Origin of the sequence: Stenotrophomonas sp. 2YAF22 (assembly GCF_052114665.1) — a bacterium.
Taxonomy (GTDB): Bacteria; Pseudomonadota; Gammaproteobacteria; order Xanthomonadales; family Xanthomonadaceae; genus Stenotrophomonas; species Stenotrophomonas indicatrix.
Map to the genome: position 1 here is coordinate 1 of NZ_JBFRFE010000130.1, position 8,203 is coordinate 8,203.

The 8,203-nt window shown below is 66.3% G+C and carries 10 protein-coding genes; 6 read left to right on the forward strand and 4 right to left on the reverse strand.

The window, feature by feature from the left end:
* The coding region (locus tag AB4Y84_RS07455; RefSeq protein ID WP_442249942.1) for a phosphatidylserine decarboxylase at positions 1 to 127 on the forward strand (127 nt) is incomplete at its 5' end.
* Between the two features lie 92 nt (positions 128 to 219).
* On the opposite strand, the gene AB4Y84_RS07460 is transcribed toward AB4Y84_RS07455, so the two are convergent.
* Positions 220 to 567 carry a ribonuclease E inhibitor RraB gene (locus tag AB4Y84_RS07460; RefSeq protein ID WP_099819030.1) on the reverse strand — a complete coding sequence of 116 codons (348 nt, stop codon included), beginning with the start codon at positions 565 to 567 and terminating at the stop codon, positions 220 to 222.
* 23 nt (positions 568 to 590) lie between these two features.
* Positions 591 to 2,201 (reverse strand): transglycosylase SLT domain-containing protein, encoded by a 1,611-nt coding sequence (locus AB4Y84_RS07465; RefSeq protein WP_363732401.1) that lies wholly within the window; start codon positions 2,199 to 2,201, stop codon positions 591 to 593.
* A gap of 122 nt (positions 2,202 to 2,323) precedes the next feature.
* Here AB4Y84_RS07465 and AB4Y84_RS07470 point away from each other — a divergent pair, with 122 nt between their 5' ends.
* Positions 2,324 to 3,829 carry a helicase HerA-like domain-containing protein gene (locus AB4Y84_RS07470; RefSeq protein WP_442249941.1) on the forward strand — a complete coding sequence of 502 codons (1,506 nt, stop codon included), beginning with the start codon at positions 2,324 to 2,326 and terminating at the stop codon, positions 3,827 to 3,829.
* Positions 3,830 to 3,913: 84 nt separating this feature from the next.
* A complete protein-coding gene (gene greB / locus AB4Y84_RS07475) occupies positions 3,914 to 4,429 on the forward strand; it encodes a transcription elongation factor GreB (RefSeq protein WP_032975018.1) in 516 nt (171 codons plus the stop codon).
* A 43-nt stretch (positions 4,430 to 4,472) separates the two neighbouring features.
* On the opposite strand, the gene AB4Y84_RS07480 is transcribed toward greB, so the two are convergent.
* Both AB4Y84_RS07480 and rimO read right to left on the reverse strand, forming a co-directional pair.
* Positions 4,473 to 5,249 (reverse strand): DUF3025 domain-containing protein, encoded by a 777-nt coding sequence (locus AB4Y84_RS07480; protein ID WP_425541324.1) that lies wholly within the window; start codon positions 5,247 to 5,249, stop codon positions 4,473 to 4,475.
* A gap of 38 nt (positions 5,250 to 5,287) precedes the next feature.
* Positions 5,288 to 6,649, reverse strand: coding sequence for a 30S ribosomal protein S12 methylthiotransferase RimO (gene rimO, locus AB4Y84_RS07485; RefSeq protein WP_025876127.1), 1,362 nt, complete (start codon positions 6,647 to 6,649; stop codon positions 5,288 to 5,290).
* Between the two features lie 203 nt (positions 6,650 to 6,852).
* Here rimO and AB4Y84_RS07490 point away from each other — a divergent pair, with 203 nt between their 5' ends.
* The 3 genes from AB4Y84_RS07490 to AB4Y84_RS07500 are packed head-to-tail and all read left to right on the forward strand — an operon-like array spanning position 6,853 to position 8,126.
* Positions 6,853 to 7,524 (forward strand): dienelactone hydrolase family protein, encoded by a 672-nt coding sequence (locus AB4Y84_RS07490; protein WP_442244085.1) that lies wholly within the window; start codon positions 6,853 to 6,855, stop codon positions 7,522 to 7,524.
* Positions 7,521 to 7,943: an HIT domain-containing protein gene (locus AB4Y84_RS07495; RefSeq protein ID WP_032975033.1), complete on the forward strand. Its 423-nt coding sequence runs from the start codon at positions 7,521 to 7,523 to the stop codon at positions 7,941 to 7,943. The genes AB4Y84_RS07490 and AB4Y84_RS07495 overlap by 4 nt, the downstream gene beginning before the upstream one ends.
* Positions 7,944 to 7,958: 15 nt before the next feature.
* Positions 7,959 to 8,126 carry a LiaI-LiaF-like domain-containing protein gene (locus tag AB4Y84_RS07500; RefSeq protein WP_025876120.1) on the forward strand — a complete coding sequence of 56 codons (168 nt, stop codon included), beginning with the start codon at positions 7,959 to 7,961 and terminating at the stop codon, positions 8,124 to 8,126.
* Positions 8,127 to 8,203 lie beyond the last annotated feature (77 nt).

Consider the following 8,203-nt stretch of genomic DNA (forward strand, 5'->3'; position numbering starts at 1 on the left):
GATGGCGCGCTTCAATTACGGCTCGACCGTGATCGTGCTGCTGCCGCCGGGCGTGGCCGAATTTGCCCCGCATCTGGATGCCGAACATCCGGTGCAGCTGGGCCAGGCACTGGCCAAGCTTCGCTGATCCTGCGGTAGTGCCGGCCGCTGGCCGGCATCTCCGTTGATCCAACGCATCGAGCGTTGCCGGCCAGCGGCCGGCACTACCGGATGTGGGCGTTACTGCAGGGTCGGCGCCGGGCCGACGTCCATGCCGTCGTAGTCTTCCACGCCCATCTGCGTAGCCAGCGCGCTCAGTTCCTGGTTGCGCTTGTCCAGCGAGGTTTCGTCGTGGACTTCCACGCGCTCCACATGCAGCACGTGGAATGCAGCGTCACCGTCCTCCGGCTCCTGCTCGAACAGTTCCACCAGCACATAGCCCTGCGCCTGCAGGTGGGTGCCCAGTGCCTGCAGCGGCTCGGCGGTGGAGTGCACGAAGAAGTACCCCCACAGCAGCGGGGCATCCAGGTCCCAGTCGGTGTTCTCGCGGAGGTTGGTGAACAGGTTGCGGGTGTCTTCGAGGTCCATGCGATATCCAGAGTGCGGAGAGATTATTTGTCGCAGCCCTGCAGCTTCAGCACCTGGCCGTGGCGCAGGCTGTAGCCGGGGGCCTTGAGGCCATTGGCGCGGGCCAGCACCGGCACATCGCACTGGAACTTCGCGGCGATCCGGCCCAGAGTCTCACCCTTGCCGACCTTGTAGCTGCGGGCCGGCTTGGCGCGCGGGGCCGGCGCCGGGCGCGGCGCAGCCAACGGCGCTGCGGGCGTGGTCGGCACGCTGCTGGCGGCATTGGGATCGACCACCGGCACCACCCCGCCCACGGCCACGCTGCCGGTGTAGCTGGCGGCGCTCGGGCGCACGATCGCGGCATTGAGGTCGGCGGTGATCAGGGTGCGGGCCAGATCGGCACGCGGGCCGCTGACGCAGTTGCGCGCGTACAGGCCAGCAATGCGGTTGGTGGCGTTGATGAGGGTTCCTGCCGGAATCCAGCCATCGGCCTCATAGCGCGGGTTGAGGTTGCGCAATGCGCGCATGTAGCCGTCGCGGGTGCCATGGCTGCCCAGGCAGATGGTCAGTTCGTAGATCGTGGTCGAGCGGGCCAGGCGGATGGTGGCCGGTTGCGCGTTGATCTTCGGGAACTCCACGCCGTATTGCTGGGGGTGCAGGAAGATCCAGGACGCGGCGATCACCATCGGCACGTAGTCCTTGGTTTCGCCCGGGAACTGGTTGTAGACGCTGTCCACCCAGAAGCTCTGGCCCGGGTACTGCTTGTAGACGCGCGCTGCGCGGCCCTCACCGCCGTTGTAACCGGCCAGCGACAGTTCGACGTTGTTGTTGAGCTCACGCATCCGCTCGTTGAGGTACGTCGCGCTGGCTTCAGCGGCGCTGCGCGCATCGAAGCGGGTATCGAAACCGGTACCGTCCGGGCCGAGGCCGAAGCGGCGGCCGGTGGCCGGCATGAACTGCATCAGGCCCGCGGCGCCAGCACGTGAGGACGCATGTACACGGCCGTTGGATTCCTTGGCCATGATGCCGAACAGCAGCGCCTCGGGCAGGCCGCGCTTCTCCCATTCCGGCCACATCACCGCGCGCAGGTTCTGGTAGTTCTCGTAGGTGGTCATCAGCGCCGGGCGCATGTCGGTCAGCCAGCGGCGGATGCCGGCCTGCACGGCGGGGTTGTACTCGACCATGTTGTCGAAGGCATGGCGCTTGTCGTTCAGCAGCGCCGCTGCGCGTGCCGCCTCCGGCACATCCGCAGCCAGCGGGCCGACATGGTCCGGGTCGGCCTCCAGGCGGTCGCCGGCTTCATCGACCACGTCATCATCGGCGGCGGCATCGGCGTCGTGCTTGAGCAGCCGCTTGTAGGTCGCCAGCATGTTGCTCATCTGGCAACCCTTCTGCTTCACGCATTCGCTGATGACATCTTCCATGTCCTCCAGCGCGGCATCGGCCTCGTTGCGACCCTTCGGATCGGCGTTGGCCACCAGCAGCACGGCATCGCTGTAGCGCTTCTCGGCTGCAGTCATGCGCTGCTGCAGTGCATCCACCTTCACCTTGTCCCGGGCCGAAACCCGCTGTGCGTGGGCCTCCGGTGCCAGGGAAACCAGGCCAGCCAGGGCCAGCAGCGGCCAGGTGCGGGAAATCAGGACAGGAACGGGCATTGGTGGCACTGTGTATGAAACAGGCAGGCAGAGTAGCGGCGCTGCCAAGGTCGGGGCAAGCCGACCTTCGGCCCGTCACTGTCGGCGGTTAACATTGGCACATTCATCACAAGGGCTGGACCATGGATCCGATTCTGCTCGGCAAAGGCATCACCGACGATGTGGCTGTCACCCTGCTGCCGAAACTCGGCAACCGCCATGGGCTGGTCGCCGGCGCCACCGGCACCGGCAAGACCGTGACCCTGATGACCCTGGCCGAGGGCTTCTCGCGGATCGGGGTACCGGTGTTCCTGGCCGATGTGAAGGGCGATGTGTCCGGTCTGGCCGTGCCGGGTACCGGCGCCGAGAACCTGCTCAAGCGCGCGGCCGAGATCGGTGTGAGCGACTATGCCCCGGCCGCCAGCCCCACCGTGTTCTGGGACCTGTACGGCAAGCTCGGCCACCCGGTGCGCACCACCGTGAGCGAGATGGGCCCGACCCTGTTGGCCCGCATCCTGGAATTGAACGACACCCAGGCCGGCGTGCTCGACATCGTGTTCAAGCTGGCCGACGACCGCGGCCTGCTGCTGCTGGACATGGACGACCTGCGCGCCCTGCTCGGCCTGGTGGCCGAGGAGCGCAAGGACATCTCCACCGAGTACGGCTTGGTCAGTGCGCAGTCGGTGGCCGCCATCCAGCGCGCCCTGCTGCGGCTGGCCCAGGACGGCGGCGAGCATTTCTTCGGCGAACCGGCGCTGGAACTGGCCGACATCATGCGGGTCAGCCATGACGGCCGCGGTGTCATCGGCATCCTTGCCGCCGACCAGCTGGTGCTCAAGCCCAAGCTGTACTCCACCTTCCTGCTGTGRCTGCTATCGGAGCTGTTCGAGCAGCTGCCCGAAGTGGGCGACCTCGACAAGCCGAAGCTGGTCTTCATTTTCGACGAAGCGCACCTGCTGTTCGACGATGCACCGCCCGCTCTGGTACAGCGCATCGAACAAGTGGTGCGGCTGATCCGTTCCAAGGGCGTGGGCGTGTACTTCTGCTCGCAGTTCCCGGACGACGTGCCGGCCAACATCCTCGGCCAGCTCGGCAACCGTGTACAGCACGCGCTGCGCGCATTCACCCCGCGCGACCAGAAGGCGGTGAAGACCGCCGCCGAGACCTTCGTACCGAACCCGAAGCTGGATGTGGTGAAGGTGCTCAGCCAGCTCGGTACCGGCGAGGCGCTGGTGTCCACGCTGCAGGACAAGGGCGTGCCGATGCCGGTGCAGCAGACGATGATCGCGCCGCCGCGCTGCCGCATGGGACCGGTCACCGAGACCGAACGTTCGCAGGTGCGTGCTGGCAGCCCGGTCGGCACCCGCTACGACACTGCCGTCAACCGCGAATCGGCCGCCGAACTGCTGGCCCAGCGCGCGCAGAAGGCCGTCGAGAAAACCGATGCGCCCGCCGCGCGCAGCCGTGAGCAGGACGAGGCGCAGGAAGGTGGCTTCGGGCAGTCGATCAAGGACGCGATTTTCGGCACCAAACGCCGCCAGGGCATGATCGAGACGATGGCCAAGCAGACCACGCGTACGGTCGGCACCAAGCTGGGCAACCAGATCGTGCGCGGCATCCTCGGTGGCATCTTCGGCGGCAAGCGCTGAGAGCTCCGATAGTACCTTCACCTTCGCGGCGCGCCGGCGACGGCGCGCCGTAGTTGTTTCATTCCGCACGAGAAGCCGCATTACATGTCGCGTTGGCGTCCCCCCGCAGAAAAGAGCACCGCACTGATCACCGCCGCCGGCCATGCGCGCCTGAAAACCGAGCTGGATGAGCTGTGGCGGGTGCGTCGACCGGAAGTGGTCAAGGCGCTGGCCGCGGCCGCGGCCGAAGGCGATCGCTCGGAAAATGCCGAATACACCTACCGCAAGAAGCAGCTGGGCGAGATCGATCGTCGCGTGCGCTACCTGACCAAGCGCCTGGAATCGCTGCGTGTGGTCGACACCACGCCGACTGATCCACAAGCAGTGTTCTTCGGTGCGTGGGTGGAACTGGAGAACGTGGACAGCGGGCAGACCAGCCGCTACCGCATCGTCGGGCCGGATGAGACCGATGCGGGACTGGGCTGGATCAGCATCGATTCGCCCTTGGCGCGGGCCTTGTTGAAGAAGCGCCTGGATGATGAGTTTTCAGTGGAACTGCCCAGTGGCAACCACACCTTTGCGGTGATCGGTGTGGAGTACGAGACCGCGGCCAACGGCTGAGCCTGTGGCGGGCAGCGGCGCTCAGCCGGGCATGGGCTCGGTTCTAGAGAAGCGGCGGCGGATAGCGGCGCCCTTCGCGCAGCGGACGAAAATAATCGTCGTTCGCGTAAAAGGCTGGCACCTGGTCGGTGTGCCAGCCGGGAATGCCCGCCAATGGCAGCGGACGCAGTTCCAAGGGATCGAGCAGCACCCTGCCCTCCTTGATGGCCCGCGCGACCGTGACGATGCAGTCCACATCGTCATCGCCCTGCAGCACCACGCATTTGCCGACCAGCAGCCGGCCCGGCAGCAGCGCCTGTTCCATCAAGGCATGACCGAATACTGCGGCGATGGCGATCCGACCTGACTGCCAATGGATCGGCTCGAACAGCACGCGCCACTGGTGAGCATCCCAGGCTGCAAGCAATGCCGGGTCGCGCATGCGTACCACCACGCCGGTTTCATCGAACTGGGTCAGCGCGGCCTGCGCGCGGTTGCGCTGTCCTGCGGCCATGCCCTCGATGTGCCGGCATTGCTGCGCGTTGAGTGCGCACTTGATCGGCAGGTAGCGTGCCCAGACCAGGGCATTGAACAGGTCGTGCCAGTTGCCCGCGCGGGTTGCGATGCACCCTTCGGCAATGCGCGTTTCGTAATGCAGGCCGTCTGCCAGCAATGCCACATCCTGTTCAACAAAGCGCTTGCCCGGCAGCGCCAGGCGCGCGTCCAGATCGACCACGCGTGGCCAGTCCGCTGCCGTCAGCAGATCACCGAACCCAGCGATACCGGCAAACAGCGGATGATCGAACGCAGCACTGTCCACCGCCGCACGCAGCGGTGGCACGAAGCGGCGGGGGCCGCCATCAGCAGCCTCCGCCCCGGTCACAGCACCTTGAGGTCGAATGCCGGGCGCGTGGTCGGCGGCAGTGCGTCGCCGTAGAGATCGTGCTCGTCGCTCTCGGTGATTTCCACGTCGACGAACTCACCCACGCGCAACGCCACCTGGTCTGCGTTCTGGATATGCACCAGGCCGTCGATCTCCGGAGCATCGGCCTTGGAACGCGCCACCGCGATATCGCCTTCGATGGCATCGACCAGGCATTGCTGCACCGTGCCGATCTTGGCTTCCAGACGCGAAGCCGAAATCTGCGCCTGTTTCTCCATGAAGCGCGCCAGTCGTTCCTGCTTCACTTCCTCCGGCACCGGATCCGGCAGGTTGTTGGCCGTGGCGCCCTCGACGGGCGAGTAGGCGAATGCACCGACGCGGTCCAGCTGCGCTTCGTCCAGGAAGGACAGCAGCTCTTCGAACTCGGCCTCGGTCTCGCCCGGGAAACCGACGATGAAGGTCGAACGCACGGTGATGTCCGGCGCGATGCGGCGCCAGTTCTGCACGCGCTCCAGGGTCTTCTCGACCGCGCCGGGGCGCTTCATCAGGCGCAGGATGCGCGGGCTGGCGTGCTGGAACGGGATGTCCAGATACGGCAGAATCCGGTTCTCGGCCATCAACGGCACCACGTCATCGACGTGCGGATACGGATAGACGTAGTGCATGCGCACCCACGCATCCAGTTCGGACAGGCCTTCGCACAGTGCCTTCAGGCGGGTCTGGTAGGCCTTGTCGCGCCACATCTTCTCGGCGTACTTCACATCCACGCCGTAGGCAGAGGTGTCCTGCGAAACCACCAGCAGTTCGCGCACACCGCCGCGCACCAGGCGCTCGGCTTCGCGCAGCACCTCGTCCACGGGACGCGAGACCAGCTTGCCGCGCATCGACGGAATGATGCAGAAGCTGCAGTGGTGGTTGCAGCCTTCGGAAATCTTCAGGTATGCGTAGTGGCGCGGGGTCAGCTTGATGCCGTAGTCCGGCACCAGATCCACGAACGGGTCGTGCTTGGGCGGCAGCGCCGCATGCACCGCTTCCATCACGCTCTGGTAATCCTGCGGCCCGGACACCGCCAGCACGTTCGGGTACGCCTCGCGGATCTGCTCCGGGCGCTTGCCCAGGCAGCCGGTGACGATGACCTTGCCGTTCTGGTTCATCGCCTCGCCGATGGCATCCAGCGATTCGGTCACCGCCGAATCGATGAAGCCACAGGTGTTGACCACCACCACGTCGGCCGAATCGTAGGACGGGACGATGTCGTAGCCTTCCGACCGCAGCTGGGTGAGGATGCGCTCGGAATCGACGAGGGCCTTCGGGCAGCCAAGGCTGACGAAGCCGACTTTGGGGTTCAGCTGGGACATGGAATCGCGGGACTCTGGGGGCCTGGGCCCCTGCCGGCATGGCAGGGGGACCTGGGGGCCGGGGCCTGAAGGGGCGCCAGTATACCGGGGTTGAACGGCCGCCTCTGAATCATGAGCCGCCCGATTCCGCACAACCGCTGACATCGCGCTAACCCGCCCAGCATCGACAATGCAGGCCTGGCCCCTGCAACGAGGTACCCCCGATGTCCGAATGGATCACCCTGGATACGCATTACGGCCCGGTCCGCGCCTGGCAGGCCCTGCCCGAAGGAGCCCCGCGCGGCAGCCTGGTGGTGGTACAGGAGATCTTCGGCGCCAACCCGCACATCCGCAGCGTCGCTGAGCGATTCGCGGCCGAGGGCTACGCCGTGTTGGCGCCGTCGTTCTTCGACCTGGTCGACGGCCCCGAGGCCGACCCGGATGCCCTGCCCTACACCCCCGAGGGAGTGAAGGATGGGCTGGAGCGGGTTACCGCGCTGGGCATGGAAAAGGCACTGGAAGTGGTCCGCGCCGCGGCAACCCGGCTGGCACCGCATGGAAAGGTCGGCACGGTCGGCTACTGCTGGGGTGGCAGCGTCGCCCTGCTGTCCGCGCTGCGCCTGGGCCTGCCCTCGGTGAGCTACTACGGCGCGCGCAACGTGCAGTTCCTGGACGAGACGCCGAAGGCCCCGGTGATGTTCCACTTCGGCGCGCAGGACAAGAGCATCCCGCCGGAGGCGATCCAGGCGCACCGTGAGAAGCTGCCGCAGATGGCGACCTACGTCTATCCGGCCGACCATGCCTTCAACCGCGAGGTCGGACATGCGTATGATCCAGACAGCGCCGCCCTGGCGCTGCAACGCACCCTGGACTTCTTCTCGGAGCATCTTGGATGAGCGATTTCGAACTCGATTCACGCCTGGCCACCGATAGCGTGCTGGTGGCCGAAGGCCCGTTGTCGCAAGTGCGACTGATGAACGACGAACGATTCCCCTGGCTGGTCCTGGTGCCGCGTCTGGCCGGGGTGACCGAGTGGATCGAGCTGGACGGCGAGCAGCAGGACAAGCTGCGCACCGAGCTCAACCGCGCCTGCAAGGCCCTGCACGGTTCAGACGGGGTGGAGAAGATCAACATCGGCGCGCTGGGCAACATCGTACGCCAGCTGCATTTCCACGTGATCGGCCGCCACGACGGCGATCCGGCGTGGCCGGGACCGGTCTGGGGCAGCGGTCCGGCGCACCGCTATGAACCGGCTGCACTGGACCAGCATGTCGCCTACTGGAAGGAACGGCTAGGATATCCGGCCCATTCCTGAGCCAGTGCCGACCCGATGCGATTCAATATCGTCGCCGCCATCCTGCTGATCCTGATCGGCCTGTTCATGCTGGCCAGCAACCTGGGCTGGACCAACCTGAACCTGTCTCGCCTGCTGCTGACCTGGTGGCCGCTCGGCCTGGTCGCCGTAGGCATCGCGATCCTGTTCGGTCGCGGCAAATAAACAAAGGCGGCGCATGCGCCGCCTTTGTCCTGCAGCGCCGGGGCATGCCCGGCAAGCGCAGCGCGGCCCCACAAACG